The organism is Verrucosispora sp. WMMD703 (assembly GCF_049178935.1).
Lineage (GTDB): Bacteria > Actinomycetota > Actinomycetes > Mycobacteriales > Micromonosporaceae > Micromonospora > Micromonospora sediminimaris.
The window spans coordinates 358836-380965 of sequence record NZ_JBMHMM010000004.1 but is presented as its reverse complement, the minus strand read 5'-3'; the positions used below and the strand labels follow the sequence as shown (position 1 = coordinate 380965).

At 70.3% G+C, this 22130-nt stretch carries 17 protein-coding genes; 7 read left to right on the top strand and 10 right to left on the bottom strand.

The features are described 5' to 3' along the window. Nucleotides 1-126 precede the first annotated feature (126 nt). The 3 genes from ACN26Z_RS02295 to ACN26Z_RS02285 all read left to right on the top strand — a co-directional run bounded on the left by ACN26Z_RS02295 (nucleotide 127) and on the right by ACN26Z_RS02285 (nucleotide 5017). Nucleotides 127-1419: an AAA family ATPase gene (locus tag ACN26Z_RS02295; RefSeq protein WP_421459752.1), complete on the top strand. Its 1293-nt coding sequence runs from the start codon at nucleotides 127-129 to the stop codon at nucleotides 1417-1419. Nucleotides 1420-1446: 27 nt separating this feature from the next. Further along, nucleotides 1447-2457 (top strand): ParB/RepB/Spo0J family partition protein, encoded by a 1011-nt coding sequence (locus ACN26Z_RS02290; protein WP_093409326.1) that lies wholly within the window; start codon nucleotides 1447-1449, stop codon nucleotides 2455-2457. 1489 nt (nucleotides 2458-3946) lie between these two features. Next, nucleotides 3947-5017, top strand: coding sequence for a hypothetical protein (locus ACN26Z_RS02285; protein ID WP_421464491.1), 1071 nt, complete (start codon nucleotides 3947-3949; stop codon nucleotides 5015-5017). A 214-nt stretch (nucleotides 5018-5231) separates the two neighbouring features. On the opposite strand, the gene ACN26Z_RS02280 is transcribed toward ACN26Z_RS02285, so the two are convergent. Together ACN26Z_RS02280 and ACN26Z_RS02275 are read right to left on the bottom strand one after the other, a co-directional pair. Next, nucleotides 5232-6221 carry a D-alanine--D-alanine ligase family protein gene (locus ACN26Z_RS02280; protein ID WP_282236334.1) on the bottom strand — a complete coding sequence of 330 codons (990 nt, stop codon included), beginning with the start codon at nucleotides 6219-6221 and terminating at the stop codon, nucleotides 5232-5234. An 8-nt stretch (nucleotides 6222-6229) separates the two neighbouring features. Continuing rightward, nucleotides 6230-7543, bottom strand: a complete 1314-nt coding sequence (locus tag ACN26Z_RS02275; protein WP_093409468.1) for a PLP-dependent aminotransferase family protein — start codon at nucleotides 7541-7543, stop codon at nucleotides 6230-6232. Nucleotides 7544-7861: 318 nt separating this feature from the next. Here ACN26Z_RS02275 and ACN26Z_RS02270 point away from each other — a divergent pair, with 318 nt between their 5' ends. Beyond that, a complete protein-coding gene (locus ACN26Z_RS02270; RefSeq protein WP_093409328.1) occupies nucleotides 7862-8527 on the top strand; it encodes a GNAT family N-acetyltransferase in 666 nt (221 codons plus the stop codon). Nucleotides 8528-8577: 50 nt separating this feature from the next. Here the strand turns inward: ACN26Z_RS02270 and ACN26Z_RS02265 are convergent, their stop codons facing one another. The 7 genes from ACN26Z_RS02265 to murJ form a co-directional block, all read right to left on the bottom strand. After that, complete coding sequence (locus ACN26Z_RS02265) at nucleotides 8578-9744, bottom strand: N-acetylmuramoyl-L-alanine amidase (protein ID WP_093409330.1); 1167 nt, start codon at nucleotides 9742-9744, stop codon at nucleotides 8578-8580. 210 nt (nucleotides 9745-9954) lie between these two features. After that, on the bottom strand, nucleotides 9955-10278 hold the full coding sequence (trxA, locus tag ACN26Z_RS02260) for a thioredoxin (protein ID WP_093409332.1): 324 nt from the start codon (nucleotides 10276-10278) through the stop codon (nucleotides 9955-9957). 30 nt (nucleotides 10279-10308) lie between these two features. Beyond that, nucleotides 10309-11259, bottom strand: a complete 951-nt coding sequence (gene trxB, locus ACN26Z_RS02255; protein ID WP_093409470.1) for a thioredoxin-disulfide reductase — start codon at nucleotides 11257-11259, stop codon at nucleotides 10309-10311. Nucleotides 11260-11433: 174 nt separating this feature from the next. Continuing rightward, entirely contained in the window at nucleotides 11434-12531 is a 1098-nt protein-coding gene (locus tag ACN26Z_RS02250; RefSeq protein ID WP_421459751.1) for a hypothetical protein, read from the bottom strand. Continuing rightward, nucleotides 12528-13268, bottom strand: a complete 741-nt coding sequence (sigM, locus tag ACN26Z_RS02245) for an RNA polymerase sigma factor SigM (protein WP_093409336.1) — start codon at nucleotides 13266-13268, stop codon at nucleotides 12528-12530. The genes ACN26Z_RS02250 and sigM overlap by 4 nt, the downstream gene beginning before the upstream one ends. Nucleotides 13269-13302: 34 nt before the next feature. Beyond that, nucleotides 13303-14901 carry a protein kinase family protein gene (locus ACN26Z_RS02240; RefSeq protein WP_093409339.1) on the bottom strand — a complete coding sequence of 533 codons (1599 nt, stop codon included), beginning with the start codon at nucleotides 14899-14901 and terminating at the stop codon, nucleotides 13303-13305. A 442-nt stretch (nucleotides 14902-15343) separates the two neighbouring features. Beyond that, nucleotides 15344-17095, bottom strand: a complete 1752-nt coding sequence (murJ, locus tag ACN26Z_RS02235) for a murein biosynthesis integral membrane protein MurJ (protein ID WP_421459750.1) — start codon at nucleotides 17093-17095, stop codon at nucleotides 15344-15346. A gap of 125 nt (nucleotides 17096-17220) precedes the next feature. Here murJ and ACN26Z_RS02230 point away from each other — a divergent pair, with 125 nt between their 5' ends. From ACN26Z_RS02230 to ACN26Z_RS02220, 3 genes are all read left to right on the top strand, one after another. Beyond that, complete coding sequence (locus ACN26Z_RS02230; protein ID WP_421459749.1) at nucleotides 17221-18681, top strand: CCA tRNA nucleotidyltransferase; 1461 nt, start codon at nucleotides 17221-17223, stop codon at nucleotides 18679-18681. Between the two features lie 232 nt (nucleotides 18682-18913). Then, the gene (locus tag ACN26Z_RS02225) at nucleotides 18914-20950 is read left to right on the top strand and encodes a S8 family serine peptidase (protein ID WP_421459748.1); all 2037 of its coding nucleotides are present in this window, start codon (nucleotides 18914-18916) and stop codon (nucleotides 20948-20950) included. 102 nt (nucleotides 20951-21052) lie between these two features. Then, entirely contained in the window at nucleotides 21053-21532 is a 480-nt protein-coding gene (locus tag ACN26Z_RS02220; protein ID WP_421459747.1) for a methylated-DNA--[protein]-cysteine S-methyltransferase, read from the top strand. Here the strand turns inward: ACN26Z_RS02220 and ACN26Z_RS02215 are convergent, their stop codons facing one another. Continuing rightward, nucleotides 21533-22039, bottom strand: a complete 507-nt coding sequence (locus ACN26Z_RS02215) for a hypothetical protein (RefSeq protein ID WP_421459746.1) — start codon at nucleotides 22037-22039, stop codon at nucleotides 21533-21535. Between the last annotated feature and the right edge of the window lie 91 nt (nucleotides 22040-22130).

The window sequence follows — 22130 nt, the reverse complement described above, 5'->3', positions numbered from 1 at the left end:
AGCGGGCGGCGATGGATCTCCCTCCGGGGCCCGTCCGCTCCCGCCGGGCGGTACCTCTGCGGAGAGCACGCGAGTGGCCCGGTTGACGGGTGCGGACCGACCATCCGAAGCGGGCAGGGATGACAGGTGCATGACGACGGCAGGTACGACGATCCGCGCGTGACCGGGTCAGCGGGTGACCCTGTTTCACGTGAAACCGAATATCCGAACTGGCGGCCCTCCGAGGTGCCGCAGAGCCCACCGGAACCCGGTCGGAACGCGCCGACGTCGGGTGTTCCGTGGTCGGGGCCCGGCGACGGACGCGACGGTACGGATACGAGTGGCCGCCCGGTCAACGCGTCTCCCGACGCGCGGGTGATCCCGATCCGCCGGAACACCTCCGCCTCTGCTCGGTTCGAGGTGGCGGCAGCACACCCCCCGACAGCCGCGGTGGTGCCGGATCCTCGACCGGCTTCCGACACGCCCGCACCGGCGGACGGGTCCTACCCGTCCGCCGCGCCCGAGGCCGCGTACGTTTCACGTGAAACCCCGACGCGCGAAGAGGATGACCCACCGTTGGCAATGGAGGCGATGCGCGCCGTGCAGATCCTGAATCCCAGTGGCGAGGTGACCATGCCTCGGCCCGACCGGACCCGGGTCATGTGCGTCGCGAACCAGAAGGGCGGTGTGGGTAAGACCACGACCACGGTCAACCTCGCGGTGGCGCTGGCCCTGCACGGCAACCGGGTGCTCGTGGTTGACCTCGATCCGCAGGGCAACGCCTCGACCGGCCTCAACGTGCCACACCACACCGGCGTGCCGGACGTCTACGACTGTCTGATCAACAGTGTGCCGCTGGAGGACGTGACCCAGGCGGTGGAGGGCATCCCCAACCTCTGGTGTGTGCCGGCCACCATCGATCTCGCCGGTGCCGAGATCGAGCTGGTGTCAGTGGTGGCCCGCGAGTCGCGTCTCGACCGCGCCATCACCGCCTACCCGGGGCACTTCGACTACGTGTTCATCGACTGCCCGCCCTCGCTCGGTCTGTTGACGGTCAACGCGTTGGTCGCCGCGCAGGAGGTGCTCATCCCCATCCAGTGTGAGTACTACGCGCTTGAGGGGCTGAACCAGCTGATCAACAACATCAACCTGGTTCGTCAGCACCTCAACCCGCAGCTTGAGGTCTCCACGATTCTGCTCACCATGTACGACCGTCGTACCCGGCTCGCCGACGCGGTCGAGCAGGACGTCCGGAACCACTTCGGCGACAAGGTGCTCCAGGCGGTGATTCCGCGTAACGTGCGGGTCTCCGAGGCGCCCAGCTACGGCCAGTCGGTGATGACCTACGATCCCGGTTCGCGGGGCGCGACGAGCTACTTCGAGGCCGCGCAGGAGATCGCCGAGCGGGGCGTCAAGGAGCCGGTGAGCCGGAATGCGTAGTGCGGACGAGGCGCTGGGAGGCGTGGCATGAAGAACCGTCCACGGGGCGGTCTGGGGCGGGGCCTGGGGGCGCTGATTCCGACCGGGCCGGCACCCAACGCCGGTGCTGCCGTCGGCGCGCCGACAGCGGGAGTGAGCGGCTCGACGGCCGTGGCGACACCGGCCCCGATGCCGGTGCCGTCCCCGACCATCGAGCCTGACGAGACGCTGAGCCCGGTGCCGGGTGCGCGCTTCGCGGAGATCCCGGTCGACTCGATCGTGCCCAACCCGAAACAGCCTCGCCAGGTCTTCGACGAGGAGGCCCTGGAGGAGCTGAAGACCTCCATCCAGGAGGTCGGCTTTCTCCAGCCGATCGTGGTGCGGCAACTCGACGGCGAGAAGTTCGAGCTCGTCATGGGCGAGCGTCGGTGGCGTGCCGCGCAGGCGGTCGGTCGGGAGAACATTCCGGCGATCGTCCGAGACACCCGAGATGACGCCATGCTGCGGGACGCGCTGCTGGAGAACATCCACCGGGCGAACCTCAACCCGCTGGAAGAGGCGGCTGCCTATCAGCAGTTGCTGGAGGAGTTCGGCGCCACCCACGAGGAACTCGCCAGGCGCATCGGTCGCAGCCGGCCGCAGATCTCGAACACCATTCGGCTGATGAACCTGCCGGCACCAGTGCAGCGGCGGGTGGCGGCCGGTGTCCTCTCCGCCGGGCACGCCCGGGCGCTGCTCAGCCTCGAGGATCCGGAGACCCAGGAGCAACTGGCACTGCGAATCGTCGCCGAGGGACTGTCGGTCCGTGCGACCGAGGAAATCGTCGCGCTCGCCCTCAATGACGGACCGGGCAAGAAGGAGTCGGCGAAGCGTCGGCCGAAGCCGCACGCACCGGCGCTGACCGACCTCGCCGACCGCCTCTCCGACCGGTTCGACACCCGGGTGAAGGTCGACATCGGGCGGAGCAAGGGCAAGATCACGATTGAGTTCGCGACGGTCGACGACCTTGAGCGGATCGTCGGCATCATCGGAGTAGAGCCCGAAGAACCGGAGAACTGAACAACCGGAACCACTAGGCCGCCTCGTCCCAATGCGACGAGGCGGCCTTGTCGTCTTCCGGGTAGTCCGCAGCGGGCCGCAGACCGGGCCCAGCCGCCACGAGCGGCCTCCGCGGGCAGACGACCATGGCACTCGGGGCGTTCCGCTGCATGGCCACGCAGACGCCGAGGGCAGCCAGCTCGACTCCCGACTTGCGGCATGTCGGGCCCTCAGGCCAGAGCTATGGCGCGACATACCGCAACCCGGGACCGTCGAGTCCGGCACCGAACGGAGATGGTCTCGGCGGGCCCTGGGGTCGCGGCTGTCGTGGGGCAGTGCCAGGGCGTCGGTGACGACACCGAGGGACGCACAGGGCGGCCGACCGACGGAAGCTCGCCCAGACAGCTCGCCCAGCCGGAGGCCGCCGGAGACGGACCTCGGCCCTGGGTCGGACCGACAGGGCAGCAGCCCGCCGGCGAGTGGGACCGGACGCAGCCCTGTCGGAGCGACCCATCAGAGAGCCGCTGAGAAGGAGGCGACCCAGTAGGGAGCGGGCTAATGGCCGCACGGCTCGTAGCTGCGCGGCTCAGAAAGGTCGGCTCAGAAGGTCCGCGGAGAAGAACTAGAGCGCACGTGCAGAAGGGGTGGGCCTAGCAGCGTCCGGTCCGAAGGCGTCGGCGCAAAGGAACCCAGAGCGCACGGCCCAGGCGAGCGGACGGGGTGGCCGTTTCACGTGAAACACGGGTGTGGGTAGAGCGACCGCTGGGCCTCCGCTCCTGGCGCGGCGGGACTGGTCGGGTTCGCCGGTGATGTGTAGCGCAGTGCCGGGCGCGGGACAGACGCCGGGTTGCCTTCCTCAAGTGGTGGCGGGCGGGGTGGCGCAGGGCCAAGGTTCGACCGGTCAAGCGATGACAGCTTCCACAGCCAGACTCGAAAGGTGGCGTTCCATTCACCCGAGCACGTCGGACCCTCCGGTCGGACCGCGCGGTGGTGCGGGGTCTGGATGAGGACCGGGCCGACCGATGATCGAACAGCGCCTCTCGGGGATCACACCGGTCGAAGAGGCGACAAGCTGAGTCCATCGGCCAGCAGGCCGGTGGCGCTCGGCCCCAGCTCTGGTCGCCATGCGCCGGGTCGTGGTTTCACGTGAAACGACGGTGTTGGGTGCGGGCGTTGAGCGGAGTGCCCAGTACTCGCCGGAGCGCGCCTCGCTCCGTTACGCCCGCGTCGGCACGTCTGCCGGGCGAGGCCGTTGGTGCGCTGACGTTATCCACATCAGTTGTCCACAGGCTCACGCCGTTTCACGTGAAACATGACCCGAAACCCCTTGTCGAAGCGCGACAGCGGTGAGAATTCGGCGACCGGCTGGCCTGTGGATAACCCTGGGGAGAACTATCTGGCGCCCCCTGTCCCGACATTCGAGCGCTGCGGAAAGTCGAAGACGTTTCGAGTAGGGACAGTGGTCGCGGACTCGGTTAGGGTCAGCGTCGTGCACGACACCCCTCCCTCAATCCCGGACTTCACCCAGTGGCCGTCCTTCCCCTTCGAGGGCGACCTCCGAGTCAAGCCACTCGCCGATCCGGTCCCTGTCGAGCCGCCCCGCAAGGGTGAGGCTCACCGAGAATGCACCGCCTGCCTGGCGCCCGACGAGGCCTACATCTGGGTCGGCGAACGCTGGCGCGTACGAGCCATGGACCGGCCGACCGGCCTGCCGATGGTCCTCATCCTGGAGTCGCGGTCGCACCTCGATCTCGGGGATCTGCCGAATCTTCTCGCCGCCGAGTTGGGCGTGATGACGGTACGGCTGGAACGCGCCATCCGCTCGCTCGACGGGGTGGCCCGGGTACACGTCAACCGCTGGGGCGACGGGTCCGCCCATCTCCACATGTGGTTCCTCGCCCGGCCGTACGGTCGGCTCCAACTCCGCGGCACCTTCCTGTCGCTCTGGGACTCGATCCTGCCGCCGATCTCGGAGGAACAGTGGCGGGAGAACCTCGCCCTCGTTGCGGCCTGGCTGGCCGAGTTCGGTGGGCGGCCGCTCGCCGAACCACCCCGCATCCAGTGGCAGGCGCCGTCCAGCCTGGCTGCGCAGTCAGCCGCTCCCGAGACGAAGCCGGTTGAGGGAGGGTCGCTCCTGGACGCTATCGGCGAGACAGCTGAACCACCTGACACCCCGGGCGCCGGTATCGATTCGGGGGCGTCGAACGCCGCGGCTTCGGGGCCGACTGAGGACCCGGCAGCGGGGCCGAATGGGGACCCGGCAGCGGGGCGAGCAAGGGACGTAGCTCAGCCTCAAGAGGAAGCAGCGGTCGTGGCCGCCAGCGAGGCGGCTGGTGCTGTGCCGACGCGACAGCCGTCCGCCGATACGGACGGCCCGCCGCAGGCCGAGGGCGGCCCACCGGCCCATAGCGATGCGCAGGGCGAGGGCGGCCCACAGAGCGAGGGCGGCCCACAGAGCGAGGCCTCCGCCAATACGCGGGGAGCGGAGACGGCCGAGACGGAGAGGGAGCAAGCGGAGACGCCTACTGCGGATCGAGCGACGCCGGCCGGCGAATCGGGCCCTCAGAGCGACCGGCAATAGGACCGCCCAGACGGGCAGCCCTGCCGAGACGGCTGGCGGAGCTACGGCGTGCCCGGCGCTTCGGCTGGCGGTGTTGTCGCGGTCGGCCGCGCGGCCAACTCGTCGCGCACCGCATGCGGTCGGGTGCTGGTGACGGTGGTGGCGGTGCCCGTGTGGCCGGCGGCGAGAGTCCGAGCAGCGGGTACCGCCGAATTCAGTGCCGGGTGGAGGAAGGTCAGCGGCCTGCGGCGCGGGCGACCAGATTTCCGATCACGCGTCCGAAATCGAGACCGGCAGCCTGTACGGCGAGCGGCAACAGCGACGTCTCGGTCATCCCCGGCGAGACGTTGACTTCGAGTACGTGTGGCTGACCGGTCGAGTCGACGATCAGATCGACCCGGCTGAGGTCACGCAGGCCGAGGGCGGCGTGGGCGGCCAGGGCGACCTGGGCCACCGATTCGGCGACGGCGGGTTCCAGGCGGGCCGGGGTGTGCCAGGTGGTGCGTCCGGCGGTGTAGCGGGCCGCGTAGTCGTACACCCCGTTGCGAGGCACGATCTCCACCGCCGGTAGCGCCTGCGGACCGTCGCCCAGGTCGACTACGGAGACCGCCACGTCCATGCCGGGAACGTACCGTTCGACGAGCGCCGTCGAGTCGTACGCGAAACAACCCACCATGGCAGCCGGCAGCGACGCCGCGTCCCGGACCACGGCGGCGCCCAGGCCGGAACCGCCCTGGGCGGGCTTCACCATGAGCGGCAGCCCCAACCGGTCGACGATGCGGTCCAGCACGGCCACCGCGCCGAGTTCGCTGAACCTGTCGTGTGGCAGGGCGACCCAGTCGGGGGTGGCGATGCCGGCCTCGCGCAGCACGGCCTTCGCCGACGGTTTGTCCCAGGCGAGGCGGGAAGCCCGAGCGTCACATCCGACGTACGGCACGCCACACAGGTCCAGGACGCCGCGCAGCGAACCGTCCTCGCCGGTGGCGCCGTGCAGGGCGATCACCACGGCGTCGGGTGGGTCCGCCGTCAGGGCGGGCAGCAGGGCCACGTCGGCATCGCGCAGCTCGGCCTGCATTCCGACGGCACGCAGCGCGTCGAGCACCCGGCGGCCGGAGCGCAGCGACACGTCACGCTCGTACGACAGACCGCCGGCGAGCACGAGCACGTGGAGATCGGTGGTCTCGGGGCCCGACACGGCGGGTTCTTCGGCAGCGGTGACACCCATGCCGGGCATCATGCCAAGTCTGGTCCTGGCGCGTCCCAGCCGGTCCGGCCTCGCCGGGCGCCGGGCTCGCCGACCGCACCGAACACCCGCCGCATGGCGATGTCCTGTTCCATCACGCTGGCCAACCGGCGCACGCCCTCCCTGATCCGCTCCGGCGGCGGGAACGAGAAGTTGAGCCGCATGTGACCGTTGCCGCTGCCGTCGGCGTAGAAACCGGTGCCGGGCACGTACGCCACCCGTGCGGCGATGGCCCGGGGCATCATCGCCTTCGAGTCCAGCCCGTCGGGCAGCGTCGCCCAGACGAAGAGCCCGCCGCCGGGTACCGTCCAGCGGGTGTCGGCGGGCATCAGGTCCTCCAGCGCGGTGAGCATCGCGTCCCGCCGCTCCCGGTAGACCTCCCGGTAGACCTTCAGCTGCTGACGCCAGGGCATGGTGCCGAGGTAGGTGCTGACGGCCGCCTGCGCGTACGCGCTGGGGCAGAGGATCTGTGCCTCGCTGGCGATCACCAGCTTGTCCCGTACCGCGTGTGGCGCGAGGATCCAGCCGACCCGCAGCCCCGGCGCGAACGTCTTGGAGAAGGTGCTGAGGTAGAAGACGCCGTCCCGCCGCCGCGCCCGCAGCGGCGCGGGTGCCTCGCTCTCGAAGCCCAACTGGCCGTACGGGTCGTCCTCGACCACCAGCAGCCCGGCGCGTTCGCAGATGTCGAGAACCTGTTCCCGTCGCTGCTCGGTCAGCGTCACGCCGGTCGGGTTCTGGAAGGTGGGGATGGTGTAGAGGAACTTGACCCGGCGTCCGGCCCGGGCCTGCTCCGCGATGGCGAGCTCCAGCGCTGCCGGGATGAGACCCTCGTCGTCCATGGGCACGTGTACGACCTGGGCCTGGGCGGCCTGGAACACGCCGAGTGCACCGACGTAGGTCGGCCCTTCGGCGAGCACCACGTCACCCGGGTCCAGGAAGAGGCGGGCCACCAGGTCGAGCGCCTGCTGCCCGCCCACCGTCACCACCACGTCCTCCGGGGAGGCCCCACAGGCGGCGTCAATGCCGGAGAGCGCCATTACCTCGCAGATCCGCTCCCGCAGCTCCAGGGTGCCCTGACCGATGCCGTACTGCAGGGTGGTGCTGCCGTGCTCGGCACCGAGCCGACCGAGCATCTCGCCGACGGCGTCCAGCGGCAACGCGGCGATGTACGGCGCGCCACCGGCGAGGGAGACGACCTCCGGTCGACTGGCCACCGCGAACAGCGCCCTGATCTCCGAGGCGGTCATTCCCCGGACCCGCCGGGCGTACCGGTCGGTGTAGTCGTCGAGTGTCGTGCCGGTCATCACATCACCCCGATGGCTGCTCGGACGGCTCCGGTCCCGGATACCCAGGACACCGGCGACCATGGCGGTACGGCGCGCCGGATGTCGATCCTAGCCGCCCTGCACCGTCCGATGCGTCTTCGATTATTCGTGCGTCCACATGCCGGACCGGCGGCAGACACCCCTGAGGTGGACGTTCATGCATGGTCTCCCCTGCCGCCGATCGGCGGCGTACGATCGCTCGTCGGGGGCAGGAACACGGCGGTGCCGTCTGGGCCGCTGCGGCGGCGGTGCCGCTCGGGCCGGTCCCACCTCCGAGCCTAGTGTGGGGAAGCGCCAATGTCGCGACGTCTGGTCAGCCTGACCCTGGACACCCTGGAGGACCTGCCCCTTCCCTGCCGGCAGTGTGTCTACTGGGAGCTTGATCCGGTTTCCGCGGACCGCGCCTGCGCTGCCGGCGACCCTGGGCTGGAGAAAGAGGCGTGGGTGTCGCAGACCCTGCTCGAATGGGGTTCCTGCGGCAAGCTGGTGTACGTCGACGGCATGCCGGCCGGCTTCGTGATGTACGCCCCGCCGGCGTACGTGCCCCGGTCGATGGCCTTCCCGACCTCTCCGGTCTCCGCCGACGCGGCGTTGCTGATGACCGCGAACGTGGTGCCCGCGTTCTCCGGCGGTGGCCTCGGCCGGATGTTGGTGCAGGGGGTGGCCCGCGATCTGACCAAGCGCGGGATCAAGGCGATCGAGGCGTTCGGCGACGCGAAGTTCGGTGACTCCGCCGATCCGGGCGGGGCGTGCGTGGCACCCGCCGATTTCTTCCTCTCGGTGGGCTTCAAGACGGTTCGCCCGCATCCGCGGTTTCCCCGGCTGCGACTGGAACTGCGGACGGCGTTGAGTTGGAAGTCCGACGTCGAGTACGCGCTGGAGAAGCTGCTCGGCTCGATGAGCCCGGAGTCGCTGCTACGCCCGGTCCGACCGACGCCGGCCACCCGTTCGACGGCCGGCTGACCACCACCCGACGTCGCGACGGGCTGACGGCCACCCAGGGTTGGGCCGACTCAGTCCACCACGGTGCCGGCGGCGACCGCCGCCCGCAGCTCGCTGACGTCGATCGAGCCGGTCGGGACGTCGCGTTCGATCGGCAGGTACATCCGCTGCACCGCAGCCACCATCGCCTCGACCAGCTTGTCGCGGAACCGGGGAGCGATCAGCCGTTCCCGGTCGGTCGGCGAGGTGAGGTAGCCGACCTCGACGCGGACCGCCGGCATCCGGGTGATCCGGAGCAGGTCCCACGCCTTGGCATGGGTGTGACAGTCCCGCAGCCCGGTACGGGCCACGATCTCCCGCTGGACCAGCCCGGCCAGCCGTTCGCCGGTCGCCGAGCTCACCCCGTTGTCGGTGCCGTAGTGGTACGTGGCGACACCCTCGGCCATCGGGTTGGCGTGGCCGTCGGTGTGCAACGAGATGAACACGTCGGCGCCGAGCGAGTTGGCCAGTTGTGCCCGGTCGATGTCGGGCAGGCAGGTCTCCGGCGACGGTCCTCGGGTGAGCTGTACCCGTACCCCGGACGCGGCGAGGCGCCCCTCCAGCCGGCTGGCCAGGTCGTGCATCAGATCCGCTTCGGTCCAGCGCAGCGGGCCGTCCGCCACCACCACGCCCGGGTCGGTTCCGCCGTGCCCCGGGTCGATCACCACGGTCCGGCCGACCAGGGTCGGGCCGGACTGTCGGATGGCGTCGGACTCACGCAACCACTGCGGCCGTCCGCCGACCACCTTGCGGCCCAGTCGGCGCAGCGCACCCATGGTGTGCGGGCCGCAGGTGCCGTCGGGGACGAGCCCCACCTCACGCTGGAACTGCGCCACCGCCCGGGATGTGCGGATGCCGTAGATGGCGTCGGCCCGTCCGGTGTCGTAGCCCATCTCCAGCAGCCGCTCCTGGAGCGACCGGACATCCTCGCCGGTGAGGGGGACCGGCACCGCGTGGTAGAGGGTGCGGGCGCCCAGCCGCCAGCGGGCGGCGTCCAGGGCCCGCCAGGTCTCGGCACCGACCCGGCCGTCGACGCTGAGACCCCGCGACTGCTGGAACGCGCGAACCGCCCGTTCGGTCGCCGGGTCGAACTCGTCGCTGTGTGGGCCGGTCGCCTTCGACAGCAGGTCGAGGCCGGTCAACACCGCACGGATCTCGGTCACTGCGGGTCCCCGGTCACCGGGACGGATCGGACGCACGCACGACCCCCTCTGCACGGTCGGTGGCTGCCAGGCCCCGCCACCGACGAGCGGGTGCCGTTGGCGGGGACCAGGTGCTCACCGGCGTCCGGCGGCCCCGGTTCGAGGTTATGCGCTAGGCGATCCGCTGGGGTGGTGGGCGGCGAAAAACGCGTCGACCCCGTGCCGGGCTCACCGGCACGGGGTCGACGGCGACGTCGTCGTTGGGGGTCAGAGCGCCGATTCGATCAGCTTGACCAGTTCGCCCTTGGGCTTGGCGCCGGCGATCGACTGCACCGGCTCACCGTTCTTGAAAACGGTGAGGGTCGGCACCGACATCACGCGGTATGTCCGGGCGGTTTCCGGGTTTTCGTCGATGTTGAGCTTGACGATGCTGACCTGGTCGCCCATCTCGCCGGCGATCTCCTCCAGCAGCGGCGACACCTTGCGGCACGGCCCGCACCACTCGGCCCAGAAATCCACCAGGACCGGCTTGTCGGACTTCAGCACGTCTGCGGTGAAACTCGCGTCGGTGACCGACTTGGTTGCTCCCACTGTTGACCCTCCTCCTGCGTTGTGTCTGGTTCAGCTCTTGGGCAGCGTGGCGATGAAGCGTTCGGCGTCCAGGGCGGCCGCGCAGCCGGTCCCGGCTGCGGTGATCGCCTGCCGGTACGTGTGGTCGACCAGGTCCCCGGCGGCGAAGACGCCGGGGATGCTGGTCCGGGTGCTGGGGGCCTGCACCTTCACGTACCCCTCGTCGTCCATCTCCACCTGCCCGCGGAACAGCTCGCTGCGTGGGTCGTGGCCGATCGCCACGAACACACCGGTGACGTCGAGCACCTTGGCCTCGCCGGTGTGGACGTTGCGCACCCGTACGCCGGAGACCTTGCCGTCCGCGCCGAGCACCTCCTCCACAACGGTGTTCCACTCGACCTTGATCTTGTCGTTGCCGAGCGCCCGCTCGGCCATGATCTTGCTTGCCCGGAACGAGTCGCGGCGGTGCAGGATCGTCACCGATTCGGCGAAGCGGGTCAGGAAGCTGGCCTCCTCCATCGCCGAGTCGCCACCACCGACGACCACGATGTGCTGGTTGCGGAAGAAGAAGCCGTCACAGGTGGCGCAGGAGGAGACACCGTGGCCGAGGTACTCCTGCTCGCCGGGTACGCCGAGCGGGCGCCAGGCGGAACCCGTGGCGAGGATCACGGCGCGGGCGCGGTACGCGGTCTCCCCGACCCAGACGGTGCTCACCGCGCCGGGGTGACCGGTGTCGGTCAGCTCGACCCGGGTGACGTCGTCGGTCAGGAACTCGGCACCGAACCGCTCGGCCTGCTTACGCATGTTGTCCATCAGCTCGGGGCCGAGGATGCCGTCGGCGAAACCGGGGAAGTTCTCCACCTCGGTGGTGGTCATCAGCGCGCCGCCGGACTGCACGCCCTCGATCACCAGCGGCTTGAGGTTGGCACGCGCCGCGTAGACCGCCGCCGTGTAGCCGGCCGGCCCGGAGCCGATGATGACCAGGTTGCGGACCTCGTCCACTGCCGTCTCCCAATCGTGTTGACTGTCGTCACCGGCGTACGGGCCGATGCCGATCCGAGTGCCGACGCGGCGGCAACTGATGTGCAGAACGTCATCGTACGAAGCGGGAATTCCCGAGCCGGTCACCCGGTGGGTCAGGTCACGTGGACGGTCAAAAGTCCGGCGACCGCTGGCTCACCCTACCCGCGTACGGTAACGGGCGTCCGAGCCGGACCCGGGTACACCGCACTCCGGGCCGCTGACCCACGCCCAGTTCGTGCCGGAGGCGTCGGTGAACCGAAGGATCAGCGCCGGCAGCCCCTGGAAGCGGGCGTAGTCGATGACCTCGAAGGTCAGCGGTCCCCCGCGGTGCTCAGCACCGATCTCGGCGAGGCAGGCGCTCAATGCGGTCTGGTCGCCGAGCCGGGTCAGATCGCCCGGGGCGGGGAGGCGCTCCTGGTTCTCCGCGCCGAGCCCCGGATCACCGTCGGTGGAGAACTGCCTGACGCTCGGGGTCAGGCCGGCCAGTGCCTCCGGCGTGTAGTCGGTGTCGCTGCGCTGGGGAGGGCCGACGACGCGGTACGGAGCGCCGGATGCGACCGCGGCACGCTCGGGCGCCGATTTGGTGCCGGGCTGCCCCGCGGAATCCTGCGGGTAGGCGTGCGGCACCGCAGGGCTGACGGCCCGCTCGTTCAGGGCGGTGTCGGTGGCGACGTCGTCCCCGCCGCCCGGCTGGAACAGCTGGAGCGCACCCAACCCGACCACCGCGGCGGCGGCGAGGGCAACCGGCCCGGCCACGCGGGCCCAGCGGCGACGTCGCCGACCCGGCCGCGACGACGAGGACCGGTCCTGGCCCGGCCGCAGCGGGCCGCCGGGCCGACGGGGACCGCCCAGCGGCTGGGTCGGTACGATCGTCAGCTTTCCGCCGGTCGGCTCCGAGCCGGGGCCCTCGACGGCCGCAATCCCGTCCCCGGTGGCCAATTCCTGCTCGGAAGCCGCGGTCGTCGGCGCGGCCTCGGTGGTGGGCGCGGTGAGCGGATCAGCCGCGGCGAGAGCGGCGCTGATCCGGTCGCTGATCTCCGGCGGAAGCTCCAGCGTCGGCTCGCCCCACCCGGCCAGCTCGGCGCGGACGTTGTCGACGGCCGGGCCCAGGAGAGCATGAGCATCGGCCCAGGCCGGGTCCTGTGTCACCAGCCGGGTGATCTCAGCGTGCTCGGGGGTGCCGTCCAGCGCGCCACCGAGGTAGTCGGCGAGCAGGTCGTGGTCGACCTCGCTGAACTCCCCGGTGCTCACGCTTCCTCCTGCTGGTTGGCGGCCGGCCGGGACCGCCCCGACCCCGATCGGACGCCCGATGGTTCCTTCGGGTTCCCGTCGGTGACCTCCGGCACGTCCGGGCGGGCGGTGGTCGCCGGCCGGGTGCCGGGTCGCAGGTGCCCAAGCGTGACCGCGAGCCGGGCTCGGCCCCGGGCGCAGCGACTCTTCACCGTCCCCTCGGCGACGCCGAGGATCCGCGCGACCTCGGCCACCGGGTAGCCCTGCACGTCCACCAGCACGAGGGCGGCCCGCTGTTCCAGCGGCAGCGCGGCCAGGGCGTCCCGGACGACCATGGCGGTGTCGTGGTCGGGTACCGGTGCGGCCGGCTCCACGCCGCCGGTGCCCGGCCCGTCCTCCGGGCCGTGCGTTCCGTCGGGCAACGGCACCGTCGGGTGGGCCCGCCGACGGCGGATCCGGTCGAGACAGGCGTTGACCACGATCCGGTGCAACCAGGTGGTGACCGCCGAGTCACCGCGGAACCGGCCGGCCGCGCGATGGGCGGACAGCAGCGCGTCCTGGAGGGCGTCCGCGGCCTCCTCACGGTCGCCGAGCGTACGCAGGGCGACCGCCCAGAGCCGGTCCCGGTGCCGGCGGAACAACTCACCGAAGGCGTCCCGGTCACCGGCGACGTGGGCGCGCAGCAGATCGAGGTCACTCACCGTGTCGTCCACGGAAGCGGTGCCCGTGTGGTTGCCTCCGGCGTCGCGTACCTCCATCACCCGACCCGGTGGTTGTCGCCGTGGCGACCTCTCATGACCCCTGGACCGTGATCTCCTGCACCCCGATCTTGAAACCGCCTCCGTTCGGCGGCAGCTCGGTGATCCAGAAAAGCAGGTAGCGGTACTTCTTGTCGGCGTCGAAGCCGTCAAAGGTCATCGTGGTGCCGTCGTGTTCCTCGAAGGGCTGCCCGATCTTGTTCTTCAGGTACGCCGTGAGGACCTCGTCGTCGCCCGAACTGGACGACGGAGCGTTTGTCGTGCCGGTGAGCAGTTCCGCCGAGGCACCCCGGTCGGAGAGGTTGACCTGTACCGACTTGACGGTCCGCTCGGCGCCGAGGTCGATCCAGACGCCCATGCCCCGCTTGAGGTTGCCGAAGTTGCTGCGGTTGTAGGTCTCGGTGGACCAGCCCTCGTCCTGGTCGCCGTCGAAGACCTTCTCGGCGTCGCGCACCTCGGTCCGGTTGTTGCTGTCCGGGTCGATGATCCGGGCGTCGCTGATCTTGAGGTTCCGGACTGCGGGTGTTGCTGGCTCCTCGCTCACCGGCGCGCTCGATGTCGGCGCCGCGACCGGGTTGGTCTCCGGGTCACCGTTGCCGTCGCCGAGGGTGCTGATCCCGATCAGCAGCCCGATCAGGGCAACCGCCAGCAACCCGGCGATGCCCAGAGCGACCTTCCGCCCGCCGGCCGCGGCCAACGGAGACGGCTCCTCGCCGGTCTCGCCGGCGAACCGCAGCGGGCCGTTGTTGTCGAGGTAGTCGTCGTCCGGCACGTCGAGCCGGGCCAGCTCCGCCGTCAGCACGTCCGACGGCGGCGGGGCGATCTCGGCGTCGAGCAGATCCATGGTCAGGTCGTCCAGGTAGGCCGGCACGCCGGCGCGGACCTGACGGGGTGCCGCGACGGCCCCGTTCGCATCGCGTACCGCGTCGGGAATGGCCGCCCGACCATGCCCGGCGGTGGCACCGCGCAGCGGCGCCTCGGCGTGCGGCCAGTAGCCGGTCATCGCGAAGTAGAGGATGCCCCCGACGGCCCGGACGTCGCTCTCCTGGCTGTCGTCACCGTCGGTGCGGGCGTCCGCGAGCACCACCCGGCCGTCATCGCTGATCATCACCGTGCCGGGGTGCACGTTTCCGTGCACCATGCCGGTGGCGTGGACGGCCGCCAGGGCGCTGGCGACGGAGTTACCGACGGCGGTCGCGCGGGCGGCGTCCAACGGCCCGCTCGCGACCAGGTCCCGCAGGGACTGACCGTCGACCCACTCGCGTACCACGTAGGCCCGCTCGGCTTCGTCGATGGCGTCGTACACGCCGACGAGGTTGGGGTGGACGACCCGGCTGGCGGCAACGGCGGCCTGGAGCATCTCGGTGGCGGAGTCGCCACCCGGGTAGCGCATGACGACCGCGACGGGTCGGCGCAGCACGACGTCGACCCCGCGCCAGACCAGACGGCCCGCGCTGTCGTTGTTGATGTGCTCGACCAGTTCGTAACGTTCGGCGAGGATCTCACCGGCCGTCGGAGCACCGAAGGTCATGACCGGCGGAGTGGTCTCGTCCGCGTCCTGACCCTCGCCGACCTGGGTCACCCGTCCTCCCTCGGTGATCGTGTCGATCGATGGACCCGCGCTGCTGGGCATCTGCTTCCCGCTCCGCCTTCGTCTGGTACCGGCCGGCCGGTCGCAGCACGGTGCCGCGCGCCGGTGTCTGCCGTACCCGTCGAGTGCGACCTTACCCGGGATGGCCCGGTCCCCGACATGTCATCTTCCCGCCGTCCGGTGACGACAGCGTCAGCAGTCGGTGGACTCGTCCCGTTACCACCGTTGTCGGCCACGTTGCTGGTACCTGTACCAGCCAATCTAGAGGTTGACCTCAACCAGTTCCGGCCGGGGCGGAGCCGGTCGCATCGGCGGGTTCGGCAGCGCCGGATTCCCGTCAATCGGCCGGGCATACTCGGCCGTACGGTTGGTTATCCACAGGCTGATCCGTCAGGTGAGCGGCGGCGCGCGGAGTTATCCACAGGGACATCCCCAGCCTGGTGATCCGCGGTCACGCTGGGTGCACGCCGAGCCGGTGGAGGGTTCAGCGGCCGAGTCGGCGGCGGACCATCCCGACCACCTCGGTGATCTCGGAGATCCGCAGCACCGTCGCCAGGCCGAGGTAGGTACCGCCGATGACCGCACCACCGACCAGCAGCTGCGCGATCGCCTCCAACCGCGTCGGCGTGTCGCCGCCCGGGAGCAGGGCCACCACCACCAGGCCGGCCAGGGCCGCGCCCAGCGCCGCGACGGCAACCCGGCCGAGAGTACGCAGGATCGCGCCCAGCCCGATACGGCCGACCCGGGGGCGCAGCAGCCAGGCGGAGGCGATTGCGGCGGCCAGGTACGAGATGGCGTTACCGATCATCATCCCCGCGCCGACGAAGCTCGCCGAGAAGATTGCGAACAGGGCGATCTGCACCCCGATCCGGAGCGCCACGATCGGGATGTTGATCAGTGCCGGAGTGCGGGTGTCCGGCAGTGCGTAGAAGGCGAAGGTGAACAGCTGGCTGATCGCGAAGGGCACCAGCGCGAGTGCGGCGGCCAGCAGCACCAGGGATGTCGCGGTGGCGTTGTCGGCGGTGAAGGCTCCCCACCGGAACAGCGTGAACGCGATCGGGGTGGCCAGCACGGCGTAGCAGACCGCGATCGGGGCAAGCACGGCCGACACGGTCCGGGTGCCCCGGGACAGGTCGGCGGCGAGATCAGCGTACCGGCCGTCGGCAGCGGCGGCGCTCATCCGAGGCATGAGCGCGGTAATGATCGACACGGCGATGATGCCGTGCGCGGTCATCAGCAGCAGGAAGACGTTGTTGTAGATAAGCGGACCGGCGGCGTTCTCCTTGCCAGCCCGGTTCAGCAGGTTGAACAGCACGATGAGGCCGACCTGGCTGACCGCGACGTAGCAGATCATCCAGGCGCCGAGCCGCCCCAGCTCGGCCAGACCGAGCTTGCGGAAGTCGAAGCGGAGCTTCCACCGGAAGCCGACCTTGCGAAGCGCCGGCAACAGACCGGCGACCTGGATGGCCACGCCGATCAGGGTGCCGCCGCCGATGAGCAGGACCCGCCCGGTCGTCATGTCATCGGGCCCGACGATGTCAGCACCGAAGATTGCGATGTAGAGCCCGGCGGTACCGATGACGACCAGGTTGTTCAGGATCGGTGCCCACATCGGCGCGGCGAAGTGGCCCCGGGTGTTGAGCACCGCGCTGATCAGCGCGCTCAATCCGGAGAAGAAGATCATCGGCAGCATTAGCCGGGCCAGGGCGGTGACCAGTCCGGAGTAGCCGTCAGCGGACTCGTCCGCGCCGTAGAGCCAGGTCAGCGGCGTGGCGAGAGCGACCGCGAGCACGGCGGCGGCGCCGAGCGCGAGCACCGCCAGGGTCAGCAACCGCTGCGCGTACGCCTGACCGCCGTCGGCGTCCGCCTTTCGCCGACGCACCAGCACCGGGATCAGCACGCTGGTGAGGATGCCGCCGAGCAGGAACTCGTAGACCATCCCCGGCAGGATCTGGGCGGTGGTGTAGGCGTCGCCGACCAACGCACCACCGAGGGCGGCGCCGATGACCAGATTGCGGAGGAAGCCGGTACCCCGGCTGACCAGGCTGCCCAGGGCCATGATCGCGCTGTTGGTGGCGGCGCTGCCCTCCGCCACCTGCTCCTGTGGGGGCGCGGTCGACTCCATCGCCGGCTGGTTGAGCGGCTCGGCGGAGATGAACGTGGCTCCGTCACCGGGCCAGCCGCCGGGCGCGCCGCCCTGCTGGGCGTTCGCGCTGCGGTAGAGCCCGCCGCTCATCTGTGCCTCCAAGGGGTACGCCGGAGCCGGCACCGGCCCACACGTCACAGACCTTAGTCAACCCCGGCCCGTTACCCGCGCCCGGCGGAGGCGATGCCGGTCAGGACCGATAGGCTGCGGATCCGATGTCCGAAACCGCCGCATCCCACGCCACCGACCGCCGCGATCTCACCGCCGCGCAGCGCAACGCCGTCGCCGAACTGCTCCGGGTCTCCCCGGTGGCCGACGAGTTGGGTCGCCGGTTCGCCGCCGCCGGTCACGAACTGCACCTCGTGGGCGGTTCGGTACGCGACGCCCTGCTCGGCCGGCTCGGCGAGGATCTCGACTTCTGCACCGACGCGCACCCCGACCAGACACTGGACATCGTGCGGGGCTGGGCCGAGGCGATCTGGGAGACCGGCCGCGAGTTCGGCACCATCGGCTGCCAGCGCGGCGGTCTGCGACTGGAGATCACCACGTTCCGCGCCGAATCGTACGACCAGGTCAGTCGCAACCCGGTTGTCGCCTACGGCACCAGTCTCATCGAGGACCTGCGACGGCGGGACTTCACAGTGAACGCGATGGCGGTAAGCGTCCCCGAACATCGGTTCACCGACCCGTACGGCGGCCTGACCGACCTGGCCGCGAAGATCGTGCGTACCCCGGGCACGCCCGCCGAGTCGTTCGGCGACGACCCGCTGCGGATGCTGCGGGCCGCCCGCTTCGCCGCGCAGCTGCGCTTCGCGGTCCACCCGGACGTGCGGGCGGCGATGACCAGGATGGCGACCGACCTGGACCGGATCACCGCCGAGCGGATCCGCGACGAGTTCACCAAGCTGCTCTGCGGCGCAGACCCGATCTCCGGCCTGCGGCTGCTGGTCGACACCGGGTTGGCCGAGCGGTTCCTGCCCGAGTTGACCGGGCTCAAGCTGGAGATCGACGAGCACGCCCAGCACAAGGACGTCTACGAGCACACGCTGACCGTGGTCAGCAACGCAGTCTCGTACGAGGAGGACGGACCGGACTTCATCCTCCGGATGGCCGCGCTGATGCACGACGTGGGCAAGCCGGCGACGAAGGCGATCGGCCCGGACGGGCGGGTCAGCTTCCACCACCACGAGGTGGTCGGTGCCCGGCTGACCAAGGTGCGGATGAAGGCGCTGCGCTACCCCAAGGACGTCACGACGAAGGTGACCGCGTTGGTCGCGCTGCACCTGCGCTTCTACGGGTACGGCCGGGGCGAGTGGACGGATTCGGCGGTACGCCGCTACGTCACCGACGCCGGTGACCTGCTGCCCCGGCTGCACAAGTTGACCCGCTCGGACTGCACCACCCGCAACCGGCGGAAGGCGGCCCAACTGGCGGCGGACTACGACGCGTTGGAGGAGCGGATCGCCCGGATCGCCGCCGAGGAAGATCTGGCCCGGGTCCGGCCCGACCTCGACGGAAACGCAATCATGGAGCTGCTGGGCGTGCCGCCCGGGCCGGTGGTGGGACGGGCCTGGAAGCACCTGAAGGACCTGCGGCTGGAGCGTGGGCCGTTGGATCGCGACACGGCCGAGGCGGAGTTGCTGCGCTGGGCCCGCGACGAGGGCATCCACGACTGACCAGCGACGCGAGTTGATCGCGCCGACCGCCGTCCACTGTGGCCCGTTTCGGGACGACAGCCGCACGTCGAAACGCTCACGTCTCGACCAAACGGTGGACGCGGTGCCAGCGAGGTTCGTCCATGATGTGTTCACGTCCATCAGCCCGCTGCTTTGCAGCTGGAGGCGGGACGATCCAGTATCGATCCGACCGCCCATCGGGCCTGGTCGACGACCGACGGGGGCACATCCAGTGAAACGCCGTGGCGCACTGCGCCGCTCGGCGGCGGCAGGGCTTGCCCTCGCCACCGCTTCGTCCATTCTCACCGTGACCGGCGGTGCCGCGATGGCTGCTCCGGCCGACCAGCCCCGCGTCGAGGTGCTCGGCAGCACGGGCGTCGGTGCCGTGCCGGACCGCTACATCGTCGTCCTCAAGGAACGAGGGACGACAAACAGATCCGTCCGGGCCGCCGCCTCGGCGCTCACCGGCGCGAACGGTGGCACGATCCGCCGGGTGTTCGGCCACGCCCTCAACGGTTACTCGGCCACCATGAGCCAGCGGCAGGCGGACAAGTTGGCCAGCCACCCCGACGTGGCCTACGTGGAGCAGGTCCGGCGGCTGTCGGCGAACAGCGGCACGCAGAGCAGCCCGCCGTCCTGGGGCCTCGACCGCATCGATCAGGCCTCGCCGAAACTGAACGGCAGCTACAAGTACCCGAACACCGGCAGCTCGGTCACCGCGTACATCCTGGACACCGGAATCAACATCGCCCACCAGGACTTCGGCGGTCGGGCGAGTCACGGTTACGACGCCATCGACTCCGACGAGGTCGCCCAGGACTGCAACGGCCACGGTACGCACGTCGCCGGGACCGTCGGCGGCACCAAGTACGGCGTGGCCAAGGGCGTGAAGCTCGTGGGCGTACGGGTGCTCGACTGCGACGGTTTCGGCACCACCGAACAGGTCATCGCCGGTGTCGACTGGGTGACCGAGCACGCCCAGAAGCCGGCCGTGGCCAACATGAGCCTCGGTGACGTCGTCGCCGTCCCGTCCCTCGACGAGGCGGTGAACCGATCCATCGCGTCCGGAGTCACCTACTCGATCGCGGCCGGTAACAGCTGGATGGACGCCTGCAAGGCGTCTCCGGCCCGGGTACCGGAGGCGATCACGGTGGGCGCGACGGACCGGATCAACATGCGGGCGTGGTTCTCGAACTACGGCAAATGCCTGGACGTCTTCGCGCCGGGCGCGAGCATCGTCTCGGCGCGGCACAACAGCAACACCAGCAGCGCGGTGTTCAGCGGCACCTCGATGGCCGCTCCGCACGTGGCAGGCGCCGCGGCGCTGCTGCTGAGCACCAATCCGGGCTGGTCGCCGAGGCAGGTCCGGGACCGGATCGTCACCACCGGACTCGCCGGCGGGGTGTACGACACGAAGGGTTCGATCGACCGGCTGCTGACCGTCGGCTCGGTCACGCCGACCCGCTACTCGCACGGCTTCAAGGCCCGTTCCAACGGCAAGTTCGTCACCGCCGCCAGCAGCACCAAGCCGCTGGTGAACAACGGGACGAGCATGGGCACGGCGCAGCGGTTCGACTTCGTCGACGCCGGTAGCGGCCTGGTCGCGCTGCGCTCCAGGGCCACTGGGCGGTACGTGGTGGCGCCGAGCAACGGCACCAAGCCGCTGATCGCGAGTCACAAGACGATCGTCACGTCGGCCAAGTACACAATCGTCAACCACACCGACGGCACGGTCAGCCTCAAGTCCAAGATCAATGGAAAATACGTCACGGCGTCGACCTCCGGCAGCTCGTCGATGATGGCGAGCAAGACCTCCATCGGCACCAACGAGAAGTTCACAATCGACGCAGCGCCGCCGATCGTCAGCCTCAGGTCGAAGGCCAGCGGCAAGTACGTGGTGGCGGCCAGCAGCACCAAGCCGCTGGTCCCCAGCAGCACGACCGTCACCAAGGCGGCGAGGTTCGACGTCATCAACGTGGGTGACGGCTTCTTCAGTCTGCGGGCCCACGCCAACGGCAGGTACGTGACCGCGGCGAGCAAGGGCACCAAGCCGCTGGTCGCCAGCAGCACGGGGCGGGGCCTCTACGAGACGTTCGACTTCGCCAACTACAACATCGACGGAACGATCTTCCTCAGGGCGGGCGACGGCCAGGCGGTCTCCGCCGGGTCGTCCGGCACCAGCCAGCTGATCTCGAACAAGACCATCAAGTGGTCGTCCTCCGGTCTGGGGCTGGGCAACGGCGAGAGATTCACCGTCTCCACCGCCTGACCAGTCGCGCACGGCCGGCGCTCGCCGGAGCTCCCGGAGACCCGGGAGGCTCCGGCGGGCGCTCGCCGTTGCGGCCCCTGCACACGAGTGGAGAATGGCGGGATGCGTTGGACCGTGCTCGACTCACCGATCGGGGAGTTCTCCGTGGCCACCGACGGGGGCAGCGTCTGCGGGGCGCGTTTCGGTCCGGTCGGTGACGGGACGACCGAGCCGGCTGACGAGACCTCCCGACGGGCGGTGGCGCAACTGCGCGCGTACTTCGCCGGCGAGCTGACCGACTTCGGGGTGCCGGTGACCGTGCCGCGTGGCTCCGATTTCGAGCGGGCGGTGTGGCGGGAGATGACCCGCATTCCGTACGGCGAGACACTTACCTACGGCGAGGTGGCCCGGCGGGTCGGTGACCCGGGAGCGGCCCGAGCGGTCGGTGTGGCCTGCAACCGCAACCCCATCCCGGTGATCGTGCCGTGTCACCGCATCATCGGTGCGGGCGGAAAGCTGGTCGGCTTCGGTGGTGGCCTGGACCGCAAGGTCAAACTGCTGGAGCTGGAGGCCCGGGTGGCCCTGCAACGCGCCTGGTCCTGATCAGTCCGGCGCGGGCAGGCAACCACCGTCGGCGATCCGGGTGCCGATCTCCACCGTGATCTCGTCCCGGACGCTGCCGAAGACGCACGCCCGGCCGGTCCACCCCGCAAAGATCAGCCCGTCGCCGGGGCCCAGATCGAGCCGCCCGGGCGGCCTGACGACCACGTCGGTGAGGCCGGTGGCGGTCACCGCCCGCCGTACTGCCTTCTCGTCGGGCTCGTCCCGGCCGCCGGCGGTCAGCAGATTCAGGCCCTTGAGCACCTCGGTGGCACAAGCCCGAGCGCCGGCAGCCGTGTCGGGTTCGAGCGTGCCGCGCTGCCGGAAGGCGTCGTTGGCGGCCTGCTGACGGCGGAGCATCTCCTCACGTACCCGTTCATCGGCCATCGGATATCCGGTGCCCAGCGGTACCGGTGCGGTCGACACGCCGGACGGGGCGGCGGGTTTCGTCACGATCTCCGGCAGTGCGGACGCCGCGGCGGCACAGCGGGCCTCGGCCACCGACGGCATCTTGGTGCTTATATTTGATCTGGATGACGGACCACTGCTCGGGGGCGCGCATGCGAAGAGGCAGAAGCATAGGGCCGCACCCATGAGAGCC